Here is a 24,171-nt window from a genome sequence, read left to right on the forward strand (position 1 = left end):
CCACGCCAGTTTGGGCCTCGGCAGGATTCATTCACAGCGAGGAGCGCACACACCGCCCGCCTCAGGAAGAGGAATTCGCCATGACGAATCTTGCCGTTCGCATTCACAAGATGCTCGGGATTCTCGCCGTTCTCGTGGTCGCCGGGATCGGCGTCCAGATGCACGCCGCACCGTACCAGTCCACCGTTGCCGCAGGTCCCTCGGCCGTGCACGGGGACGACTCCGGCTGGGGCCCGTGAACGCACTGGGGCGAACCCGGTGAACCGCCGGCCGACGTGAGCCGTTCACCGCGCGCCGACGAAATTCCCCCCTCCTCGTAATTCTCCCAACAGAGAGGAAACCGACGATGGCGAACCCGTTCGACGACCCCGAGGCCGACTACCTCGTCCTGGCCAACGACGAGGGCCAGCACTCGCTGTGGCCGGTGTTCAGCCCGGTGCCCGACGGCTGGCACCAGGTCTTCGGCGCGGCCCGCCGGCCGGAGTGCGTCGAGTACGTGGAGCAGAACTGGCAGGACCTGCGGCCGAAGAGCCTGGTCGCCCACCTGTCCGGCCACTGACCGACCGGCCTGACCGGCCGTCACCGACCGGCCACGCCGACCACGCCGACCGGGCCGACCGCCCGCGGGTCACGCAGCAACGAGGGAGAGAGAAGCAGATGTCCGGGGACCAGCAGACGCACAGAACCGACCCGCGGCCGGGACCGGCCGAGGTGCTGTGTCGACTGTTCGCGGAGGTGCTCGGCCGGGAGTCGGTCGACCCCGCGGCGGGCTTCTTCGAACTGGGCGGCGACCGGCCCGCCGCCGTACGGCTGCTGGCCCGGGTGCGCGCCGAGCTCGGGTTCCGGGTGCCGCTGCCGCTGCTGCTGGACGCCCCGACCCCGGCCGATCTGGCCACCCGGCTGGCCGACCCGGCCCCGACCGCTCCCGATGCGGCCCCGGCTGCCGCCGACCCGCGCACGACCGCCGCCGACCCGCGCCCGACCCTCGGCGCCCTGGTCGACGCCCAGGTCGCCCGCACCCCGGACGCCCCCGCGCTGTACGCCGGGTCCACCACCCTCACGTACGCCGAACTGGACGCCCGCGCCAACCGGCTGGCCCGGGTGCTCGCCGCCCGCGGCCTGGGCACCGAGGACGTGGTCGCGCTCGCCCTGCCCAAGTCCCCCGAGGCGGTCGCCGCGATCCTGGCCGTCACCAAGACCGGCGCCGCCTGGCTGCCCGCCGACCCGGCCTACCCCGCCGAGCGGCTGCGCCACATGCTCACCGACTCCCGCGCCGCCCTGGTGCTCACCACCGCCGACGCCGCCGAGCGGCTGCCCGACACCGGCGCCCCCCGGCTGCTGCTCGACTCCGCCGCGCACCTCGCCGACCTGGCCGACCGGCCCGGCACCCCGTTCACCACCGCCGAGCGGGTCCGGCCGCTGAGCGCCGACCACACCGCGTACGTCATCTACACCTCCGGCTCCACCGGCCTGCCCAAGGGCGTGGCCGTCACCCACACCGGGCTGCCCAGCATGATCGGCACCCAGGTCGCCGCCACCGGCGTCGGCCCCGGCAGCCGGGTGCTCCAGGCCGCCTCGCTCAGCTTCGACGTCTCCGTCTCCGACCTGGCCGTGGCGCTCACCACCGGCGCCGCGCTCGTCCTCCCCCACGAGCAGAGCCAGCTGGTCGGCGAGGCGCTGGCCGAGCTGATCGACCGGTACGGCGTCACCCACGCCGACGTCGCCACCGCGATGGCCGCCACCCTGCCGGACGCCCCGCTGCCGACCCTGCGCACCCTGATCGGCGGCGGCGAGGCCATCCCGCGCGAACTGGCCGCCCGGCTCGGCCGGGACCGGCTGATGCTCAACAGCTACGGGCCGACCGAGACCACCGTCATCGTCACCATGAGCGAGCCGCTCACCGGCACCGAGCAGCCCCCGATCGGCCACCCCTGCCAGGACGTGCGGATCCACCTGCTGGACGAGCGGCTGCGCCCGGTGGAGCCGGGCACCGTCGGCGAACTGTACGTCTCCGGCCCGCACCTGGCCCGCGGCTACCTGGGCCGCCCCGGCCTGACCGCCGACCGCTTCGTCGCCTGCCCCTTCGGCGCGCCCGGCGAGCGGATGTACCGCACCGGCGATCTCGGCACCCTCCGCCCCGACGGCCAGCTGGACTTCCTCGGCCGGGCCGACGACCAGGTGAAGATCCGCGGCTTCCGGGTCGAGCTCGGCGAGATCGGGCAGACCCTCTCCGCCCACCCCGGCGTCCGCCAGGCCGTGGTACTGGTCCGCGAGGACCGCCCGGGCGAGCGCCGGCTGGTCGGCTACACCGTCGGCACCGCCGACCCGGCCGAGCTGCGCGCCCACTGCGCCGGGCAGCTGCCCGACCACATGGTGCCCGTCGTCGTGGTGCTGGACCGGATGCCGCTGACGCCCAACGGCAAGGTGGACAAGCGCGCCCTGCCCGCGCCCGCGCTCGGCACCGCCGAGGAGGGCGGCCGGGCCCCGGCCGGCGAGGTGGAGCACGCCCTCGCCCGGCTCTTCGCCGAGGTGCTCGGGCTGCCCCGGGTCGGGGTCGCCGACTCCTTCTTCGAGCTCGGCGGCGACTCCATCGTCGCCATCCAACTGGTCTCCCGGGCCCGGCAGGCCGGACTCCGGCTCACCCCCCGCGCCGTCTTCGAGGCGCCCAGAGTCGAGGCGCTGGCCCTGCTCGCCCGCCCGCTGGAGGGCCCGGTCGCCGTCGAGCCGCCCGGCGCCGGCCTCGGCGAGGTGCCGCCCACCCCGATCGTGCACTGGCTGTCCGAGCAGCGCGGCGCCGTCGGCAGCTTCTACCAGTCCACCCTGCTCACCCTCCCCGCCGGGACCGGGCAGCGGGACCTCACCACGGCCCTCCAGACGCTGCTCGACCACCACGACCTGCTGCGCGCCCGCACCTCCCCGCTCGCCGAACGCCCCTGGACGCTGCACGTCCCCGCCCCCGGGGCCGTCCCCGCCGAGGAGGTGCTGAGCAGCGTCCCCGGCCCGGCCGACCCGGACGCCCTGCGCGCCGCCACCGAGGCCGCCCGCGACCGGCTCTCGCCCGAGGACGGCCGGATGCTCCGGGCCGTCCGCTTCGAGGCCGGCCCGGACCGGCCCGCCCGGCTGCTGCTGGTGATCCACCACCTGGTGGTGGACGGCGTCACCTGGCGGATCGTCGAGGAGGACCTGCTCGCCGCGCTCACCGCCGCCCGCGCGGGCCGCACCCCCGAGCTCCCGCCGGTGCCCACCTCCTTCCGGCGCTGGGCCCAGCGGCTCACCGCCGAGGCCCGCAGCGACCGCCGGGCCGCCGAACTCCCCTACTGGCAGGCCGCACTGGCCACCCCGGACCCGCTGCTCGGCGCCCGCCCGCTGGACCAGGCGAAGGACACCTACGCCACCGGCGGCACCCTGCGCGTCGTGCTCCCCGCCGACACCACCCGGGCCCTGCTGACCGAGGTCACCGCCGCCTACCACGCCCAGGTCAACGACGTCCTGCTGACGGCGCTGGCGCTCGCCCTCACCCACTGGCGCGGCGACGCGACGGACCCCGACGGCGCCGTACTGGTGAACGTCGAGGGGCACGGCCGCGAGGAGGTGGTCGAGGGCGTCGACCTGCACCGCACCGCCGGCTGGTTCACCTCCGTCTACCCCGTCCGGCTCGCCCCCGGCCCGCTCACCTGGGCCGAGGTCACCACCGCCGGACCGGCGCTCGGCCGGGCCCTCGGCCTGGTGAAGGAGCAGCTGCGCGCCGTCCCCGACAACGGCATCGGCTACGGCCTGCTGCGCCACCTCAACCCGGCCACCGCCGAGGTGCTCGCCGAACACGCCGACCCCCAGGTCGAGTTCAACTACCTGGGCCGCTTCCAGCCCGAGGGCGTCAGCGCCGACGACGTTCACGCCGGGGCCGAGGCGATGACCGAGGGCGCCGCCCCCGACCTCGCGCTCGGCCGGGTGCTGGGCCTTGACGCCACCACCGTCGACACCCCGCAGGGCCCGCTGCTGGTCGCCCAGTGGTCCTGGGCCGGCGAACTGCTCGACGAGGAGCGGGTGCGGGCCCTCGCCGAGGCCTGGTTCACCGCCCTGCGCGCCCTCGCCGAGCACGCCGAACGGCCGGACGCCGGCGGGCACACCCCCGCCGACTTCCCGCTCGTCGCCCTCGACCAGGACGAGATCGACCGGCTCGCCGAACTCCACGCCCCCGCACAGCTGGTGGACGTCTGGCCGACCTCCCCGCTGCAACAGGGCATGGCCTTCCACGCCGCGTACGACACCGACGGCGCCGACGTCTACACCTCGGTCTGCACCTTCGACCTCACCGGCCCGGTCGACGCCGACCGGCTGCGCGCCGCCGCCGAGGCCCTGCTGCTCCGCCAGCCCAACCTCCGGGCCGGCTTCCACCAGCGCCCCGACGGACCGCCCGTCCAGGCCGTCCCGGACCGGGCCGCACTGCCCTTCACCGTCCTCGACCTGACGGGCCACGCCGACCCGGAGGCCGAGGCCGACCGGATCGCCGCCGCCGAGTACGGCCGCCGCTTCGACCTCACCCGGCCGCCGCTGCTGCGCTACACCCTGCTCACCCTCGCCCCCGGCCGGCACCGGCTGATCGCCGCCGCCCACCACATCCTGCTGGACGGCTGGTCCACCCCGCTGTTCGCCGAGGAACTCTGGGCCCTCTACTTCCGGCAGCCGCTGCCCCCGGCCGCCCCCTACCGGGAGTACCTGCGCTGGATCACCCGGCGCGACGGCGCCGCCGCCCGCACCGCCTGGACCCGGGCCCTCGCGGGCGTGGACGAGCCCACCCTGCTCGCCCCCGGCCGCACCACCCACTCCCCGCACCTGCCGCTGCGCCTGCACACCGGCCTCACCCCGGCGGCCACCGAGGCGCTCGGCCGCACCGCCCGCCGCTACGGCGTCACCCTCAACACCCTCGTCCAGGCCGCCTGGGGCGTCCTGCTGGCCCGGCTCACCGGCCGCACCGACGTGCTCTTCGGCACCACCGTCTCCGGCCGGCCGCACGACCTGCCTGGCGTCGAGCGGATGATGGGCCTGCTCATCAACACCGTGCCGGTGCGGGTCACCCTCGACCCGGCCGAGTCCTGGGGGCAGCTGCTGCTGCGCCTCCAGCACGAGCAGTCCGCACTGCTGGACCACCAGCACCTCAGCCTCACCGAGATCCAGCAACTCGCCGGACTGGGAAGCCTGTTCGACACCGTCACGGTGTACGGCAACTACCCCGACCCGTCCGCCCTGGACGCGGCCGACCCGAGCGGCGCCACCCAGGTCACCCTGGTCGAGGACGTCGACAGCGCCCACTACCCGCTGCTGCTCGCCCTCACCCCGGGCGACGGCCTCCAGCTGCGGCTGGACCACCAGCCGGACGCCTTCGGCCCCGCCGAGGCCCGTACGCTGCTGGACCGCTTCCTCGCCCTGCTCGACCGGATCGTCGCCGATCCGGCCGAACTCCTTGGCACCGTCGAGGTGTTGACCGGTGACGAGCGCGAGCGGCTGCTGTCGGGCGGGCACGGGCCGGCGGCGGAGCTGCCCTCGGGGAGCGTCCCCGAGCTGTTCGAGGCCCAGGCCGCCGCGACGCCCGAGGCGATCGCCCTGGTCGCGGGTACCACCGAGCTGTCGTACGCCGAACTCAACGCCCGGGCCAACGGTTTGGCGCTGCGCCTGGCCGAGGCCGGGGTGCGGGCGGAGACGCCGGTCGCCCTGCTGCTGGAGCGCTCCCCCGCCCTGGTCATCGCCCTGCTCGCGGTGCTCAAGGCCGGCGGCAGCTACGTCCCGCTGGACGACGCCCAACCGCAGGAGCGCCTCGCGGCCGTGCTCACCGACGCGGGCGCCCGGATCGCCGTCACCGACCGCGACCACCCCGCACTGGCCGGGCTGACCACCCTCGCGGTCGGCGAGGAACGTGCCGCCAATCTCGATCTCCCCTTGCGTGCCGCCCAGTTGGCCTATGTGATGCACACCTCGGGTTCGACCGGGACACCGAAGGGCATCGGCGTCACCCACCGCTCCGTCGTCGACCTCGCCCTCGGCGGCACCTTCGCGGGCGGCGCCCACGAACGCGTCCTGGTCCACTCCCCCACCGCCTTCGACGCCTCCACCTACGAACTCTGGGCCCCCCTGCTCTCCGGCGCCCGCCTCGTCCTCGCCCCGCCCGGGCGACTCGGCGTCACCGAACTCACCGACACCCTCCAGCGCGGCGGCGTCACCGCCGCCTGGATGACGGTCGGCCTGTTCAACGTGCTGGCCGCCGAGGCGCCGCAGGCCTTCGCCGGGCTGCGCGAGGCGTGGACGGGCGGGGACGTCGTCTCGCCGGTCGCGCTGCGCCGGGTGCTGGAGCACTGCCCCGGACTGCGGGTGGTGAACGGCTACGGCCCCACCGAGACCACCACCTTCGCCACCCACCACCGGATGACCACCCCGGCCGAGGTACCGGACAGCGTCCCGATCGGCCGCCCGCTCCCCAACACCCGGGCCTACGTCCTCGACAGCGGTCTGCGGCCCGTCCCGGTCGGCGTCCCCGGCGAGCTCTACCTCGCCGGACACGGCCTGGCCCGCGGCTACGTCGGCCGCCCCGCCCTCACCGCCGAACGCTTCGTCGCCGACCCCTACGGCGCCCCCGGCAGCCGGATGTACCGCACCGGCGACCTCGCCCGCTGGACCACCACAGGAGAACTGGAGTTCGCCGGTCGAGCGGACGACCAGATCAAGCTGCGCGGCTTCCGGATCGAACTCGGCGAGGTCGAGAGCGCGTTCACCGCCCACCCCGCCGTCGGCCAGGTCGTCGCCGTGGTCCGCGAGGACCGGCCCGGCGACAAGCGCCTGGTCGCCTACGTCACCGGCGACGCCCCGCTCGACGAACTGCGCGCCTTCGTCACCGACCGGCTGCCCGGCTACATGCTCCCGGCTGCGATCGTCGCCCTGGACGCGCTGCCCGTCACCCCCAACGGCAAGGTCGACCGCCGCGCCCTCCCCGCCCCCGACTACACCGGCACCCCCGAGGGCCGCGCCCCGCGCACCGGGGCCGAGCGGGCGCTGTGCGAACTCTTCGCCGGGGTCCTCGGATTGGCCTCGGTGAGCATCGACGACGACTTCTTCGACCTGGGCGGCCACTCCCTGCTCGCCACCAAGCTGGCCAGCCGGATCCGCGCCGCCCTGGGCGCGGATCTGCCGATCCGCACCCTCTTCGACCGCCCGACCGTGGCCGCCCTGGCCGCCGCCCTGCCGACCGTCGACACCCCGGCCCGCCCGGCGCTGCGCCCGCAGGCCAGGCCCGCCCTGGTGCCGCTCTCCCCCGCCCAGCAACGCCTCTGGTTCATCGAGCAGTTCGAGGGCCCGAGCGCGCTCTACAACACGCCCGTCGCGGTCCGGCTCACCGGCGCGGTCGACCACTCCGCCCTGGAACTGGCGCTGCGCGACGTGGTGGCCCGGCACGAGGTGCTGCGCACCCTCGTCCCGACCACCGACGGCCGGCCGCACCAGCTGGTCACCGAAGCCCCCGAACTCCCCCTGCGGGCCGTGCCGGTGGCCGACGAGGAAGCGCTGCGCACCGCCCTGGCCGAGGCCGGCCGGGAGGTCTTCGACCTCGCCCGCGACCTGCCCGTCCGCGCCACGCTGTTCTCCCTGCCGCACGACGAGCACGTCCTGCTGGTCCTGATGCACCACATCGCCGCCGACGGCTGGTCGGTCGCCCCGCTCTTCCGCGACCTCGCCACCGCCTACCGGGCCCGCCACGCCCACACGGAACCCGACTGGCGGCCGCTGCCCGTCCAGTACGCCGACTACGCCCTCTGGCAGCGCGAGCTGCTCGGCGACCAGGAGCAGCCCAGCGCCCTGCTGAGCGCCCAACTCGCCCACTGGCAGCAGGCCCTGGCGGACGCCCCGGAAGAACTGGCGCTGCCCTACGACCGCCCGCGCCCGGCCGCGCCGACCCACCGCGGCGGCCTGGCCACGGCCGTCGTCGACGCCGAACTCCACGCCGCGCTGGCCGAGTTGGCCGCCGATCGGCAGGCCAGTCTGTTCATGGTCCTGCAAGCCGCCGTCGCCACCCTCTACACCCGCCTCGGCGCCGGCACCGACCTCCCGCTCGGCACCCCCGTCGCCGGACGCACCGACGAAGCCCTGGACGACCTGGTCGGCTTCTTCGTCAACACCCTCCTGCTGCGCACCGACACCTCCGGCAACCCCGGCTTCCGCGAACTCCTCGACCGCGTCCGCCGCACCGACCTGGACGCCTTCGACCACCAGGACCTCCCCTTCGAGCGCCTGGTCGAACAGCTCAACCCCACCCGCACCCCGGCCCGCCACCCGCTCTTCCAGACGCTCATCGCCCTGGAGAGCCGCGCGGCCGTCCCCACCGCCTTCGGCGACCTGGCCTGCGCCGAGCACCCCTTCGAACTGGACGTCGCCAAGTTCGACCTGTCCTTCCGCTTCACCGAACAGGGCCCGCAGGCGGGTCTGACGGTGGCGATCGAGTACGCGACCGACCTCTTCGACCCGGCCACCGCCGGCGCGCTCGCCGAGCGCCTGCTGCGGGTGCTGCGCGCCGTCGCGGCCGACCCCGACGCGCCGATCGGCACCGTCGAGATCCTCGACCCGGCCGAGCGCGAGCAGCTGCTCACCGGCTGGAACGACACCGCGCTCCCCGTCCCCGACGCGACCCTGCCCGAGCTGTTCGAGGCCCGGGCCGCCGCCACCCCCGACGCGGTGGCCGTGGTCACCGACGGCGGACGGCTGAGCTACGCCGAACTCGACGCCCGGGCCGAGCACCTGGCCGCCGACCTCGCCGCCGCGGGCGTCGGCACCGACACCCCGGTGGTCCTGCTGATGGACCGCTCCGCCGAGCTGCTGACCGCCCTGCTGGCCGTCCTCAAGGCCGGCGGCAGCTACGTCCCGCTGGACGACCGGCACCCGGCCGAGCGGCTGCGGCAGATCACCGCCGAGACCGGGGCGGCGCTCGTCCTGGTCGACGCGGCCCACCGCGACCACCCGCTCGCGGCCGACGCCCCCTGCCCCGTCCTGACGCTCACCCCGGAGCGCTTCGACGGCCCGCTGCGGCGGCGCTCCCACCGCCCCGCCGTCCACCCGGAACAGCTCGCCTACGTGATGTTCACCTCCGGCTCCACCGGAGTGCCCAAGGGCATCGCCATCACCCACCGGGACGTCGTCCAGCTCGCCACCGACCCGTGCTGGCAGCACCCCGACGGGCTGCGGGTGCTGTTCCACGCCCCGCACGCCTTCGACGCCTCGACCTACGAGATCTGGGCGCCGCTGCTCTCCGGCGGCCAGGTGGTCGTCGCCCCGGCGGGCGACCTGGACGCGGCCGCGATCGGCGCGCTGGTCCGGACGCACGGACTCACCCACGTGCACGTCACCGCCGGCCTGTTCCGGGTCATCGCCGAGGAGGACCCGGGCGTCTTCGCCGGGGTGCGCGAGGTGCTGACCGGCGGGGACGTGGTCTCCGCGCCCGCCGTGCGCAGGGTGCTGGCGGCCGTCCCCGGGATCGGCGTGCGGGTGCTCTACGGCCCGACCGAGATCACCCTCTGCGCGACCCAACTGCCGTTGCCCGCCGCCGATTCGGTGCCGGACACGGTGCCGATCGGCCGGCCGATGGCGAACACCCGGGCGTACGTCCTGGACGACGGCCTCCAGCCCGTCCCGGTCGGCGTCCCCGGCGAGCTCCACCTCGCCGGAGCCGGTCTGGCCCGCGGCTACCTCGGCCGCCCGGCGCTCACCGCCGAGCGCTTCGTGGCCTGCCCGTACGGCGGCAAGGGCGAGAGGATGTACCGCACCGGCGACATCGTCCGGCGCCGGTCGGACGGCGTGCTGGAGTTCCTCGGCCGCGCCGACGACCAGGTCAAGATCCGCGGCTTCCGGATCGAGCTCGGCGAGGTCGAGGCCGCCCTCACCGCCCACCCCGCCGTCCGCCAGGCCCTCGCCCTGGTCCGCGAGGACCGGCCCGGCGACAAACGCCTGGTCGCCTACGTCACCGGCGACGCCACCCCCGGCGAACTGCGCGCCTTCGTCACCGACCGCCTCCCCGGCTACATGCTCCCGGCCGCCGTCCTCGTCCTCGACGCCCTCCCCGTCACCGCCAACGGCAAGGTCGACCGCCGCGCCCTGCCCGCCCCCGACTACAGCGGCGCCCCCGAGGGCCGCGCCCCCCGCACCACCCAGGAGCGGAGCCTGTGCGAGCAGTTCGCCCAGGTGCTCGGGCTGGGCACGGTCAGCATCGACGACGACTTCTTCGACCTCGGCGGCCACTCGCTCCTCGCCACCAAGCTGGTCAGCCGGATCCGCACCGCCCTGGGCGTCGAGATGACGATCCGCACCCTCTTCGACCACCCCACGGTCGGCGAGCTCGCCGACGCGCTGCCCGCAGCCCGCAAGGCCCGGCCCGCCCTCCGGCCGATGCGCCGGCCCGGCGGTCCGGCGTAGGGCCTCCCCGGTCCTCGCGGGTCCCCGCAGCTCACCGCTCGTCGCAGGTCGCGCGGGCCACCGGCCGTCCCCGGTGGCCCGAACGCCCAGTCCCCACTCAGCACGTCATCCGTCGGAGGCAGACCGTGATCCCGTTGTCGTTCGCGCAGCAGCGGCTGTGGTTCATCGAACAGCTGGAGGGCCCGAGCGCGCTCTACAACACCCCGTTCGCCGTCCGGCTGACCGGTGGGCTCGACGCCGCCGTCCTCACCCTCGCGCTGCGCGACGTGCTCGCCCGGCACGAGGTGCTGCGCACCACCTTCCCCGCCGTCGACGGCCGCCCGCAGCAGTCGATCGCCGAGCCGCAGAGCCCCGCCGTCACCGCCGTCGAGGTGGCCGCCGTCCCGGTCGCCGACGAGGCCGAGCTGACCGCCCGGCTCACCGCAGCGGCCGGGCACGTCTTCGACCTCGCGACCGAACTGCCCATCCGCTGCTCGCTGTTCTCGCTCTCCGCCGAGGAGCACGTGCTGCTGGTGCTGATGCACCACATCGCCAGCGACGGCTGGTCCGTCCCCCCGCTCTTCCGCGACCTGGACGCCGCCTACCGGGCCCGCCTCACCGGCGCCGCGCCGCAGTGGGAGCCGCTGCCCGTCCAGTACGCCGACTACACCCTCTGGCAACGCGAACTCCTCGGCGAGGAGGACGACCCGGAGAGCGTGGTCGCCACCCAACTCGCCCACTGGCAGCGCGCCCTGGCCGAGGCCCCGGAGGAGCTGGCCCTCCCCTACGACCGGCCGCGACCCGCCGCGCCCACCCGGCTCGGCGGCGCCGCCGAACTCGCCCTGGACGCCGAACTGTACGCGGACCTGGCCGAGTTGGCGGCGAAGGAACGGGCCAGCCTGTTCATGGTCCTCCAGGCCGCCGTCGCCACGCTGTACACCCGGCTCGGCGCCGGCACCGACCTCCCGCTGGGCACCGCGGTGGCCGGGCGCACCGACGAGGGCCTGGACGAGCTGGTCGGCTTCTTCGTCAACACCCTCGTCCTGCGCACCGACACCACCGGCGACCCCAGCTTCCGCGAGCTGCTGGCCCGCGTGCGCCTCCTCGACCTGGACGCCTTCGACCAGCAGGACGTGCCCTTCGAGCGCCTGGTCGAACAGCTCAACCCGGCCCGCGTCCCGGCCCGCCACCCGCTCTTCCAGACCATGCTGACGCTGGACAGCGACGAGGACCTCCCCGCCGACTTCGCCGGGCTCGCCTGCCGGGAGCACGTCCTCGACCAGCACCTCGCCAAGTTCGACCTGTCCTTCGCCTTCGTCGAGCAGCACGACGCGCAGGGCGTCGCCAACGGCCTGACCGGCGCGGTGGAGTACGCGGCGGACCTCTTCGACCACGCCACCGCCGCCACCCTCGGCGAGCGCCTCGCCCGGGTGCTGCGGGCGGCCGCCGCCGACCCGGACGCGCCGATCGGCACCATCGAGATCCTCGACCCGGCCGAGCGCGAGGACCTGCTGACCGGCCGGCACGGGCCGGTGGCGCAGCTTCCGGCCGGTTCCGTGCCCGAGCTGTTCGAGGCGCAGGCCGCCGCGACGCCCGAGGCCGTCGCCCTGGTCGCGGGCTCCACCGAGCTGACGTACGCCGAACTCAACGCCCGGGCCAACGGTTTGGCGCTGCGCCTGGCCGAGGCCGGGGTGCGGGCGGAGACCCCCGTCGCCCTGCTGCTGGAGCGCTCCCCCGCCCTGGCCGTCGCCCTGCTGGCGGTGCTCAAGGCCGGCGGCAGCTACGTCCCGCTGGACGACGCCCAACCGCAGGAGCGCCTCGCGGCCGTGCTCGCCGACGCGGGCGCCCGGATCGCCGTCACCGACCGCGACCACCCCGCGCTGACCGGGCTGACCACCCTCGCGGTCGGCGAGGAGACCGCGGAGAACCTCGAACTCGCCATCCCGGACGCGCGGTTGGCCTACGTCATGCACACCTCCGGCTCCACCGGCACCCCCAAGGGCATCGGCATCACCCACCGCGCGATCGTCGACCTCGCCCTCGGCGGGGCCTTCACCGGGGAGCACCTCGCCCGGGTCGCGGTGCACTCCCCCACCGCCTTCGACGCCTCCACCTACGAGTTCTGGGCCCCGCTGCTCTCCGGCGGCCGTCTCGTCATCGCCCCGCCCGGGCGGCTCGGCGTCACCGAACTCGCCGACCTGCTCGGCCGGCAGCAGGTCTCCGGCGCCTTCATCACCGCCGGCCTGTTCAACGTGCTGGCCACCGAGGCCCCGCAGTCCTTCGCCGGGATGCGCGAGGTCTGGACCGGCGGGGACATCGCCTCACCGGCGGCCATGCGACGCGTCCTGGAGGCCTGCCCCGGGCTGAAGGTGGTGAACGCCTACGGCCCGACCGAGGCCACCACCTTCGCCACCCTCCGCGCGATGACCTCCCCCGCCGAGGTGCCGGCCGCCGTGGTGCCGATCGGCCGGCCGCTGCCCAACAGCCGGGTGTACGTCCTCGACGACGCCCTGCGGCCGGTCCCGGTCGGCGTCCCCGGCGAGCTCTACCTCGCCGGGCACGGCCTGGCCCGCGGCTACGTCGGCCGCCCCGCCCTCACCGCCGAACGCTTCGTCGCCGACCCGTACGGCGCGCCCGGCACCCGGATGTACCGCACCGGCGACCTCGCCCGCTGGACCACCACAGGAGAACTGGAGTTCGTCGGTCGAACGGACGACCAGGTCAAGGTCCGCGGCTTCCGGATCGAACTCGCCGAGGTGGAGGCCGCTTTCGCCGCCCACCCGGCCGTCCGGCAGGCCTTCGCGACGGTCCGCCAGGACCATCCCGGTGACAAGCGCCTGGTCGCCTACGTCACCGGCGACGCCCCGCTCGACGAACTGCGCGCCTTCGTCACCGACCGGCTGCCCGGCTACATGGTCCCCGCCGCCGTCGTGCCGCTGACCACCCTCCCGGTCAACTCCAACGGCAAGGTCGACCGCCGCGCCCTCCCCGCCCCCGACTACTCCGCCGCCACCCCCGGCCGGGCGGCCCGCAACGCCACCGAGCAGACCCTGTGCGCGCTCTTCGCCGAGGTCCTCGGAACCGCCGAGCCGAGCATCGACGACAACTTCTTCGACCTGGGCGGGCACTCCCTCCTCGCCACCCGGCTCACCAGCCGCATCCGCACCGCCCTCGGCACCGAACTCCCCCTGCGCACCCTCTTCGACCACCCCACCATCGCCGCCCTCGCCCAGCACCTCGGCGCGGACACCACCCCGGGCCGGGCCGGGCTGACGGCGCGCACCCGCCCTGAGCCGGTACCGCTCTCCTACGCCCAGCAACGCCTCTGGTTCATCGACCAGTTCGAGGGCCCGAGCGCCCTCTACAACACCCCCTTCGCGCTCCGGCTCACCGGCCCGGTCGACACCGGGGCCCTGACCGCCGCCCTGCACGACCTGCTGGCCCGGCACGAGGTGCTGCGCACCCTCTTCCCGGTCGCCGACGGGCAGCCCCACCAGCTGGTCACCGACTCCGTCGAGCCCACCCTGACCGTCACCACCGTCGCCGACGAGACCGAGCTGGCCGGGCTGCTGGACCGGGCGAACGCGCACGCCTTCGACCTCGCCACCGAACTGCCCCTCCGGGCGGCGCTGTTCTCGCTGCCCGACGAGCGGCACGTGCTGCTGCTCCTGCTGCACCACATCGCCAGCGACGGCTGGTCCGTCGCCCCGCTCTTCCGCGACCTGGGCGAGGCCTACCGGGCCCGCCGCCACGGAGACGCGCCCCAGTGGGAGCCGCTGCCCGTCCAGTACGCCGACTACACCCTCTGGCAGCGCGAACTCCTCGGCGACGAGGAGGACCAGGACAGCCTGATCGGGCGGCAACTCGTCTTCTGGCAGGCATCCCTGGCCGACGCGCCGGAGGAACTGGCGCTGCCCTACGACCGGCCGCGACCGGCCGCGCCGAGCCACCGGGGCGAGCTGGTCGAGTTCACCGTCGACGCCGAACTGCACCAGAGGCTGGGCGAGTTGGCCACCGCCAACCGGGCCAGCCTGTTCATGGTCCTGCAAGCCGCCGTCGCCACCCTCTACACCCGCCTCGGCGCCGGCACCGACCTCCCGCTCGGCACCCCCGTCGCCGGACGCACCGACGAGGCGCTCAACGACCTGGTCGGCTTCTTCGTCAACACCCTCGTCCTGCGCACCGACACCTCCGGCGACCCCAGCTTCCGCGAACTCCTGGACCGGGTACGGCAGTCCGACCTCAACGCCTTCGAGCACCAGGACGTGCCCTTCGAGCGCCTGGTCGAACAGCTCAACCCCACCCGCACCCCGGCTCGCCACCCGCTCTTCCAGACCCTCATCGCCCTGGAGAACCAGGCGAAGGCGCCGCAGACCTTCGGCGGCCTCCCGTGCGGCGAGCTGGAGTTCGACCTCAACGTGGCCAAGTTCGACCTCTCCTTCGGCTTCGCCGAGCTGAGCGGTCCGGCCGGACCGGGCGGACCAGGCGTACCGGGCGGCCTCTCCGGCGCGGTGGAGTACGCGGCGGACCTCTTCGACCACGCCACCGTCACCACCCTCGCCGAGCGCCTGCTGCGCGTCCTCCGGGCCGCCGTCACCGACCCCGACGCGCCGATCGGCACCATCGAGATCCTCGACCCGGCCGAGCGCGAGCAGCTGCTCACCGGCTGGCACGGGCCGGTGGCGCAGCTTCCGGCGGGCACCGTGCCCGAGCTGTTCGAGGCCCAGGCCGCAGCGACGCCCGAGGCGATCGCCCTGGTCGCGGGCTCCACCGAGCTGACGTACGCCGAACTCAACGCCCGGGCCAACGGCCTGGCGCTGCGCCTGGCCGAGGCGGGCGTCGGCACCGAGACCCCCGTCGCCCTGCTGCTGGAGCGCTCCCCCGCCCTGGTCATCGCCCTGCTCGCGGTGCTCAAGGCCGGCGGCAGCTACGTCCCACTGGACGACGCCCAGCCGCAGGAGCGCCTGGCGGCCGTGCTCGCCGACGCGGGCGCCCGGATCGCCGTCACCGACCGCGACCACCCCGCGCTGGCCGGGCTGACCACCCTCACCGTCGGCGAGGAACGAGCCCCCAACCTCGAACTCGTGGCCAGCGGCGAGCAGTTGGCCTACGTCATGCACACCTCCGGCTCCACCGGCACGCCGAAGGGCATCGGCGTCACCCACCGCTCCGTCGTCGACCTCGCCCTCGGCGGCACCTTCGCGGGCGGCGCCCACGAACGCGTCCTGGTCCACTCGCCCACCGCCTTCGACGCCTCCACCTACGAACTCTGGGCCCCCCTGCTCTCCGGCGCCCGCCTCGTCATCGCCCCGCCCGGGCGACTCGGCGTCACCGAACTCACCGACACCCTCCAGCGAGGCGGCGTCACCGCCGCCTGGCTCACGGCCGGACTGTTCAACGTCATGGCCACCGAGGCGCCGACCCTCTTCACCGGCCTCCGGGAGGTGTGGACCGGTGGCGACGTGGTCTCCGCCGCCGCCGTCCGCCGCGTCATGACCGCCTGCCCCGGCCTGGCCGTGGTCGACGGCTACGGCCCGACCGAGACCACCACCTTCGCCACCCACCACCGGATGACCACCGCGGCCGAGGTGCCGGACAGCGTCCCGATCGGCCGCCCGCTCCCCAACACCCGGGCCTACGTGCTGGACGACGCCCTGCGGCCCGTCCCAGTCGGTGTCCCCGGCGAGCTCTACGTCGCCGGACACGGCCTGGCCCGGGGCTACGTCGGCCGCCCGGCCCTCACCGCCGAACGCTTCGTCGCCGACCCCTACGGCGCCCCCGGCAGCCGGATGTACCGCACCGGCGACCTCGTCCGCCGCACCACCGAAGGCGTGCTGGAGTTCCTCGGCCGCGCCGACGACCAGGTCAAGATCCGCGGCTTCCGGATCGAGCTCGGCGAGGTCGAGGCCGCCCTCACCGCCCACCCCGCCGTCCGCCAGGCCCTCGCCCTGGTCCGCGAGGACCGGCCCGGCGACAAACGCCTGGTCGCCTACGTCACCGGCGACGCCACCCCCGGCGAACTGCGCGCCTTCGCAGGCGAGCGCCTCCCCGGCTACATGGTCCCGGCCGCCGTCCTCGTTCTCGACGCCCTCCCCGTCACCCCCAACGGCAAGGTCGACCGCCGCGCCCTGCCCGCCCCCGACTACTCCGGCACCCCTGAGGGCCGCGCCCCCCGCACCGGCACCGAGCAGGCCCTCTGCGCCCTGTTCGCCGAGACCCTCGGCCTGCCCGCCCTGAGCATCGACGACGACTTCTTCGCCCTCGGCGGCCACTCCCTGCTCGCCACCAAGCTGATCAGCCGGATCCGCACCGCCCTGGACGTCGAACTCCCCCTCCGCGCCCTCTTCGACCACCCCACCGTGGCCGCCCTGGCCACCACCCTGCCGACCGTCGACACCCCGGCCCGCCCGGCCCTGCGCCCGCAGGCCAGGCCCGCCCTGGTGCCGCTCTCCCCCGCCCAGCAACGCCTGTGGTTCATCGACCAGTTCGAGGGCCCGAGCGCGCTCTACAACACCCCGTTCGTCGCCCACCTCAGCGGAGAGATCGACCCCGAGGCCCTGGCCGGGGCCCTGACCGACGTGGTCGCCCGCCACGAGGTGCTGCGCACCACCTTCCCGGCCACCGACGGCCGGCCGCACCAGCTGATCGCCGCGCACGCCGAACCCGCCCTGCACACCCGCACGGTGGCCGACGAGGCACAGCTGCGCGCCGCCGTCGCCGAGGCCACCGGCGCGGTGTTCCGGCTCGCCGAGGACCTGCCGATCCGGGTCTCGCTGTTCTCGCTGAACGCCGAACGGCACGCCCTGGTCGTCCTGCTGCACCACATCGCCAGCGACGGCTGGTCCGTCGGCCCGCTGCTGCGCGACCTGGACACCGCCTACCGGGCCCGCCTGGCCCACACGGAACCCGGCTGGCGGCCGCTGCCCGTCCAGTACGCCGACTACACCCTCTGGCAGCGCGGCCTGCTCGGCACCGCGGACGACCAGGACGGCGCCCAGCACACCCAACTCGCCCACTGGAAGCAGGCCCTGGCCGAGCTCCCGGAGGAGCTGGCGCTCCCGTACGACCGGCCGCGACCGGCCGCCCCTAGCCACCGGGCCGGGACGGTGGAGTACCGGCTGGACGCCGAACTGCACCGACGGCTCAGCGAGTTGGCCGCTGCCAACCGGGCCAGCCTGTTCATGGTCGTGCAGGCCGCCGTCGCCGCGCTGTACACCCGGCTCGGCGCCGGCACCGACCTCCCGCTCGGCACCCCCGTCGCCGGACGCACCGACGAAGCCCTGGACGACCTGGTCGGCTTCTTCGTCAACACCCTCGTCCTGCGCACCGACACCTCCGGCGACCCCGGCTTCCGCGAACTCCTCGACCGCGTCCGCCGCACCGCCCTGGACGCCTTCGAGCACCAGGACCTCCCCTTCGAGCGCCTGGTCGAACAGCTCAACCCCACCCGCACCCCGGCCCGCCACCCGCTCTTCCAGACCGTCCTCACGGTGAGCAGCGGCCCGGCCCCCGTGCTCACCCTGGGCGGGGTCAGCGGGGTACTGGAGGGCGCGGGCGAGTCCCAGGCGCACTTCGACCTGAACTTCAACTTCACCGAGCAGCACGACGCGGACGGCACCCCGCTCGGCGTGGCCGCGGCCGTGGAGTACGCGGCGGACCTCTTCGACCACGCCACCGTCGCCACCCTCGCCGAGCGCCTGCTGCGCGTCCTGGAGGCCGCCGCCACCGACCCGGACGCGCCGATCGGCACCATCGAGATCCTCGACCCGGCCGAGCGCGAGCAGCTGCTCACCGGCTGGAACGACACCGCCGTCCCGATCGCCGACAGCACGCTGTCCGAGCTGTTCGAGGCCCGGGCGGCCGCCACCCCCGAGGCGGTGGCCGTGGTGTCCGACACCGGGCGGCTGAGCTACGCCGAACTCGACGCCCGGGCGGGTGCCCTGGCCGCCGTACTGCTGGCCCGCGGGCTGGCGGTGGAGGAGCCGGTCGCGATCCTGATGGACCGCTCGGCCGAGCTGGTGACGGCGATCCTGGCGGTCACCAAGGCGGGCGGCACGTACGTCCCGCTGGACGCCCGGTACCCGCTGGACCGGATGCGGCACATCCTCGCCGACACCCGGGCGCAGCTCGTCCTGGTCGACCCGGCCCACCGCGACCACCCGGTCCTCGACAGCGGCACCGACGGCACCGGCACCGGCCTCACCGCCCTCGACGTCACCGAGGCCCCCACCGGCCTCGCCCCCGCCGCCCGGACCCCCAACGCCCAGACCCCCGCCGGCCGCCGCTCCCACCCCGGCCAGCTGCTCTACGTGATGTACACCTCGGGCTCGACCGGCCTCCCCAAGGGCGTCGCGGTGACCCACCGCAACGTCGTCGACCTGCTCACCAACCCGCACTTCCACCAGGGCCACCACGAGAGCGTCCTGCTGCACTCGCCCACCGCCTTCGACGCCTCCACCACCGAGGTGTGGGCCCCGCTGGTGACCGGCGGGCGGATCGTGCTGGCCGCCCCCGGACAGCTCGACCTCCCCGCGCTGGCCGCGACCATCACCCGGCACGCCGTCACCCTGGTGCAGGCGCCCTCCGGTCTGCTGCGCCTGATGGCCGAGGAGACCCCGGAGGCGTTCCGCGGGGTGCGCCAGGTGTGGACCGGCGGTGACGTGGTGCCCCCGGAGGCCGTCCGGCAGCTGTTCCGGGCGTGCCCGGAGACGGACGTGGTGGCGGTGTACGCGCCGACGGAGACCACGGCCATCAAGACCACCTTCACCATGACGCCCGGCGGGCACGTCCCGGCCGTGGTGCCGATCGGCCGCCCGCTGGCCAACACCCGGGCGTACGTGCTGGACGACGCCCTGCGGCCCGTCCCCGCCGGGGTGCCCGGTGAGCTGTACCTCGCGGGCAACGGCCTGGCCCGGGGCTACGTGGGCCGCCCGGGCCTGACCTCGGAGCGCTTCGTGGCCTGCCCGTTCGGCGGCAAGGGCGAGCGGATGTACCGCACCGGCGACATCGTCCGGTGGAGCGCGGACGGCGTGCTGGAGTTCCTCAGCCGCGCCGACGACCAGGTGAAGATCCGCGGCTTCCGGATCGAGCCGGCCGAGGTGGAGGCGGCGCTGGCCGCCCACCCGGCGGTCGGGCACGCGGTGGCGACGGTCCGCGAGGACCAGCCCGGGGACAAGCGCCTGGTCGCATACGTCACCGGCGACGCCACCCCCGGCGAACTGCGGACCTTCCTCGCCGACCGGGTGCCCGGCTACATGGTCCCGGCCGCGATCGTCACCCTGGACGCGCTGCCGGTCACCGCCAACGGCAAGGTGGACCGCCGCGCCCTGCCCGCCCCCGACTACACCGGCACCCCTGAGGGCCGCGCCCCCCGCAGCACCGCCGAACGGGCCCTGTGCGCCCTGTTCGCCGAGACCCTCGGCCTGCCCGCCCTGAGCATCGACGACGACTTCTTCGCCCTGGGCGGCCACTCCCTGCTCGCCACCAAGCTGATCAGCCGGATCCGCACCGCCCTGGACGTCGAACTCCCCATCCGCGCCCTCTTCGACCACCCGACCGTGGCCGCCCTGGCCGGCCACCTGGGCGAGGGCACCGGCCCGGTCCGCGCCCGGCTGCTGCCCCGGCCGCGCCCGGAGCTGGTCCCGCTCTCCCACGCCCAGCAGCGCCTCTGGTTCATCGACCAGTTCGAGGGCCCGAGCGCGCTCTACAACACCCCGCTCGTGCTCCGGATCGACGGCACCCTGGACGCCGACGCCCTGGCCGGCGCCCTGGCCGACGTGGTCGCCCGGCACGAGGTGCTGCGCACCACCTTCCCCGGCGCCGACGGCCGGCCGCACCAGCTGGTCACCCCGAGCGCCGAACCCGTCCTGCACACCCGTACGGTGGCCGACGAGGCGCAGCTGCGGGCCGCGCTGGCCGCCGCGAGCCGGGAGGCCTTCGACCTGGCCGTCGAACTCCCGCTGCGGGCCACGCTGTTCTCCCTGCCACAGGGCGAGCAGGCACTGCTGGTGCTGATGCACCACATCGTCAGCGACGGCTGGTCCGTCGGCCCGCTGCTGCGCGACCTGGACACCGCCTACCGGGCCCGCCGCGCGAACGCGGAGCCCGACTGGCGGCCGCTGCCCGTCCAGTACGCCGACTACGCCCTCTGGCAGCGCGAGCTGCTCGGCGCGGAGGACGACCCGGACGGCGCCCAGCACCGCCAACTCGCCTACTGGCGGCGGGCGCTGGCCGGTCTCCCGGAGGAGCTGACGCTCCCCTACGACCGCAAGCGGCCGCTGTCACCCACCCGCCGCGGGGACACCGTGGAGTTCCGGCTCTCGGCCGAACTCCACGCCTCCGTCGTCGAGTTGGCACGGGAGAGCCGTACCAGCGTGTTCATGGTGGTGCAGGCCGCGTTGGCCGCCACCCTGGGCCGGCTGGGCGCGGGCACCGACATCCCGCTCGGCACCCCGGTCGCCGGACGCACCGACGAGGCGCTGGACGAGCTGATCGGCTTCTTCGTCAACACCCTGGTGCTGCGCGCCGACCTCTCCGGCGACCCGAGCTTCCACGCGCTGCTGGAGCGGGTGCGGCAGGCCAACCTGGACGCCTTCGAGCACCAGGACGTGCCCTTCGAGCGGCTGGTCGAGGTGCTGAACCCGGCCCGCTCGACGGCCCGGCACCCGCTGTTCCAGGTGATGCTGACCTTCGCCGCCGGGCCCGAGGCCGAGGCCGCCCTCGACTTCGCCGGCCTGCCCGCCCGGGTGGAGCCCTCGGCGGCCGAACTCGCCAAGTTCGACCTGGCCTTCGGTTTCAGCGAGCGGCTGGCCGCCGACGGTTCCCCGGCCGGGATCGGCGTGGTCGTCGAGTTCGCCGAGGAGCTGTTCGACCCGGCCACGGTGACGGCGGTCGGCGAGCGCTTCGAGCGGCTGCTGACCGCCGTGCTGGCCGATCCGGCCCGCCCGGTCGACGCGGCGGAGATCCTCGACCCCGCCGAGCGGGCCCTGATCCTGGACCACTGGAGCGCGCCCACCGATCGGCCGGCGGCCGCCGAACCCCGCACCCTCCCGGAGCTGTTCGCGGCCCAGGCGGCCCGGACCCCGCAGGCCGTGGCGGTGGTCGACGAGGACGAGCGGATCGACTACGCCGAACTGGACGCCCGGGCGAACCGGCTGGCCCGGCTCCTCGCCGCCCGCGGCGTCGGCCCCGAGCGCCTGGTGGCGCTGGCGCTGCCCCGCTCGGTGGAGCTGGTGGTCGCCGTGCTCGCCGTGCTCAAGGCCGGCGGCGCCTACGTGCCGATCGACCCGGACTACCCGGCCGACCGGATCGCCTACACCCTGGCCGACTCCGCCCCCGCGCTGCTGCTCACCACCACCGCGGCCGCCGGCCGACTGCTCGACCCCCAGCTGCCGTTGCTGCTCCTCGACGCCCCGGGGACGGCCGCCGAACTGGCCCGGACGCCCGCCGAGGCCCCCTCCCCCGCCCCCGCGCTCGGCCCGGACCACCCGGCGTACGTCATCTACACCTCGGGCTCGACCGGCCGGCCGAAGGGCGTGGTGATCCCGCACCGCAACGTCGCCCGGCTGTTCGCCGCCACCGACCACTGGTTCGCCCCGGGCCCGCAGGACGTCTGGACCCTGTTCCACTCCTACGCCTTCGACTTCTCGGTCTGGGAGCTGTGGGGCGCGCTGCTGCACGGCGGCCGCCTGGTCGTGGTGCCCTTCGGGACCAGCCGTTCGCCCCGGGAGTTCCTGGAGCTGCTGGTGCGCGAGCGGGTCACCGTCCTCAACCAGACCCCGTCCGCCTTCTACCAGTTGATGCAGGCCGACCAGGAGGAGCCGGAACTCGGCTCCCGGCTCGCCCTGCGCCGGGTGGTGTTCGGCGGCGAGGCGCTCGACCTGGCCCGGCTGGCGCCCTGGTACGAGCGGCACGCCGAGGACGCGCCGGTGCTGGTCAACATGTACGGCATCACCGAGACCACGGTGCACGTCTCCTACCGCCCGCTGGACACCGCCACGGCCGCCGGGCAGTCCCGGTCGCTGATCGGCGCCGGCATCCCGGACCTGCGGCTGTACCTGCTGGACTCCCGGCTGCGCCCGGTGCCCGCCGGGGTGCCCGGCGAACTGTACGTCGCCGGGGCCGGCCTGGCCCGCGGCTACCTGGGCCGCCCGGCACTGACCGCCGAGCGCTTCGTCGCCGACCCGTTCGGCGCCCCCGGCACCCGGATGTACCGCACCGGCGACCTGGCCCGCTGGACGGCCTCCGGCGAACTGGACTACCTGGGCCGCATCGACGCCCAGGTGAAGATCCGCGGCTTCCGGATCGAGCTGGGCGAGATCGGCTCGGTGCTCAGCCGCCGTCCCGAAGTGGCCTCCGCCGCCGTGGTGGTGCGCGAGGACACCCCGGGCGAGAAGCGCCTGGTCGGCTACCTGGTGCCGGCCCCGGACGCCGGTGCGCCGGACCTGGACGCGCTGCGCACCCACCTGGCCGCCGAGCTGCCGGACTACATGCTGCCCGCCGCCCTGGTGCCGCTGGAACGCCTGCCGCTGACCCCCAACGGCAAGCTCGACGAGCGGGCGCTGCCCGCCCCCGAGCCGGGCCGGGCGGGCGGCGGCCGGGCGCCGCGCACCCCGCTGGAGGAGGTGCTCTGCGGGCTGTTCGCCGACGTGCTCGGCCTGGAGCGGGTCGGCATCGACGACAACTTCTTCGAGCTGGGCGGCCATTCGCTGCTGGCCGGGCGCCTGGTCGCCGGCCTGCGCGAGCTGACCGGCAGCGCCGGACTCGGCGTCCGGGCGCTGTTCCGGGCGCCGACCGTCGCCGGGCTGGCCGACCTGCTGGCCGCGGCCCGGGACGGCGCCCCCGCCGAGGAGGACTTCCCGGTGCTGCTGCCGATCCGCACCCGCGGCACGCGCCCGCCGCTGTTCTGCGTGCACCCGGCGGCCGGGATCAGCTGGGTGTACACCGGCCTGCTGCGCCACCTGGACGCCGAGCAGCCGATCTACGGCCTCCAGGCCCCCGGCCTGGCCGACCTCTCCCGCCACCCGGCGAGCCTGGCGGAGATGGCCCGCGACTACCTGGCCGAACTGCGCGCGGTGCGCCCCGAGGGCCCGTACGCCCTGCTGGGCTGGTCCTTCGGCGGCCCGGTCGCCCACGCCGTGGCGGCGCTGCTGCGGGAACAGGGCGAGCGGGTCGACCTGCTCGCCGTGCTGGACGGCTACCCCGAGCTGGACGAGTACGCCCGGATCACCGGCGCCTCCCCCGACCGGATCACCGGCGGCTCCCGCCCCCGGTCCACCGGCGGCTCCCCCGACCGCGACCCGGCGCTGCTCGCCGCGATCCTGGAGTCCCTCGGGCAGCAGGCCGGCGAGATCACCGACTGGCCCGCCGACGAGGCGGGCTACGCCGAGCTGGTCCGGCACGGCGCCGGCCCGCTGGCCGGGCTGAGCGGCGCCGGGGTGGCCCGGGTGGTCGAGGTCTTCCTGGCCAACCTGGCGCTGGCCGGCGACGCCCCGCTGCCCGGCTACGACGGCGACGCGCTGGTCTTCGTCGCCACCCAGGACCGCCCGGCCGACGCCCCCGACCCCGAGAGCTGGCGGCCCCACGTGGGCGGCCGGCTGGAGGTCCACCACGTGCCCAGCACCCACGGCGCGATGACCGGCCCGGAGGCCCTCGCGGTCATCGGCCCGGTGCTCGCCCAGCGCCTGCGCGACCCCGCGCAGGCCCCCACGCCCCGCCCCTGAGCCTCCCCTCACCACCGCACCACCCCGC

The 24,171-nt window shown here is 75.4% G+C and carries 4 protein-coding genes; all 4 read left to right on the plus strand.

The window, feature by feature from the left end; translation table 11 throughout:
- The first annotated feature begins 110 nt into the window (after nt 1–110).
- On the plus strand, nt 111–239 hold the full coding sequence (locus tag ACFWXO_RS07225) for a hypothetical protein (RefSeq protein WP_380522687.1): 129 nt from the start codon (nt 111–113) through the stop codon (nt 237–239).
- 107 nt (nt 240–346) lie between these two features.
- Entirely contained in the window at nt 347–559 is a 213-nt protein-coding gene (locus ACFWXO_RS07230; RefSeq protein ID WP_375891657.1) for an MbtH family protein, read from the plus strand.
- Nucleotides 560–657: 98 nt separating this feature from the next.
- Nucleotides 658–10,443, plus strand: coding sequence for an amino acid adenylation domain-containing protein (locus ACFWXO_RS07235; protein ID WP_380522688.1), 9,786 nt, complete (start codon nt 658–660; stop codon nt 10,441–10,443).
- A gap of 125 nt (nt 10,444–10,568) precedes the next feature.
- A complete protein-coding gene (locus ACFWXO_RS07240) occupies nt 10,569–24,143 on the plus strand; it encodes an amino acid adenylation domain-containing protein (protein ID WP_380522689.1) in 13,575 nt (4,524 codons plus the stop codon).
- Nucleotides 24,144–24,171: the final 28 nt, after the last annotated feature.

Source organism: Kitasatospora sp. NPDC059088, from assembly GCF_042738155.1.
GTDB lineage: Bacteria > Actinomycetota > Actinomycetes > Streptomycetales > Streptomycetaceae > Kitasatospora.